This is a genomic window from Vibrio sp. Vb1554, from assembly GCF_033344235.1.
In genome coordinates this window covers 1-1,325 of record NZ_JAWPOJ010000223.1, presented here as the reverse complement: position 1 = coordinate 1,325, position 1,325 = coordinate 1, and the positions used below count along the sequence as shown (strand labels likewise).

At 48.2% G+C, this 1,325-nt stretch carries 1 protein-coding gene; it reads right to left on the bottom strand.

Going from position 1 to position 1,325, the window contains the following annotated elements; genetic code table 11:
• Positions 1 to 1,302 (bottom strand): FAD-dependent oxidoreductase (locus tag R8N28_RS25145; protein WP_318183654.1); only part of this gene is annotated, 1,302 nt, incomplete at its 3' end.
• Positions 1,303 to 1,325 lie beyond the last annotated feature (23 nt).

Below are 1,325 nucleotides of genomic sequence, written 5' to 3'. Positions count from 1 at the left end.
TCGGCGTACCGCATTACGCACCGTCATTGCGCCAATCCAGCGAAACGGCTCTGGAGGGAAATGCCCCAATGGTCCTTTGGCTAAGCCACTTCGAGTCCATTCGTTATCCAACCCTAACACCATAGAAGAGAGGATTTTTCCGCCCATGCGAGTCTGCGCAACACCATTACCTGAATAACCAAAACCATAAAAGACATTACGTTGCTCGTTCAACTTCCCAAAAAATGGAAAGCCGGAGGTTGAACGATCGGATCCTCCTGTCCATGAGTATTCAAACTCCGCCTCTTTCAAACTCGGGAAAAGTTTATCGAATGACTTCCTTAGAAGATTTTGATAACGAGTTGATTTATTGAACATCACGTCCACTTTGTTGTTGAAAGAGAACAGATTGCCTCCCTTGCCTAACATGAGACGACCATCTGGCGTATCGCGGTAGTAATGAACAAAAATACGCGAATCCAACACGCTCGTTCCCGCTTGCCAGCCCGTTTTTCGTAACGACTCACCAAGCGGTTTGGTGATGACCATGTCGGAAGAAACCACCACGATACTGTTTTTGAACTGTGTAAAGTGCTCCACCATCCATGCGTTTAATGCCAGCACAACCTGCTTTGCTTGTATTTGTGCGTCAGGAGTGTACACGGTAGCTGGTTGGCCAAAATCCAATTTGGTCATTGGTGTGTTTTCGAAGATTTCGATCCCCATTTCTGATGCAACTCGGCGCAAACCTCTAGCCAACAAGGCGGGCTGGACGCTAGCAGCAACCGAAGAATGGAAACCTTCAAGATGACGGGGCGAGCCTGTATTCGCGTGCAGCTCATCTTCTTTGCAGCGACGCCAACTATTGACGCCTAAACGTGAAAGCTCATCGACGACAGGTTGCATGCTGCCCGCTTGCGCGTGATTTGTTGCCGTGTAATACACGCCTTTAAGCGACAACTGAGCATCAATATGGTGCTGTTTACAAAACGCGTCAATTTCAAGCACGGCTTGTTCGGACTCTTTGACTAACCAAGCAGCCTGAGCTTCACCAAACAAACGTTTTAAGGTCGGAAACTTTGTCGACCAAGTCAGCATGCAACCACCATTCGCTCCAGACGCGCCACTGCCGCACAGACCCTTTTCTATCACAACAACATGCTTTTTCGGTGCTTGCTGTTTGATCATAATGGCGGTCCAAAGTCCGGTGTAACCACCGCCAATAATCGCGACATCAGCGTCGATATCTTCATTCAGTGGCTTAGCTGGTTGAGGCTGTTCAAGTTCAAGCGCTTGCTTAAACCAGTAAGATAGGTGTGCCATTGTTTTTCCTTCGTGTCATTCAT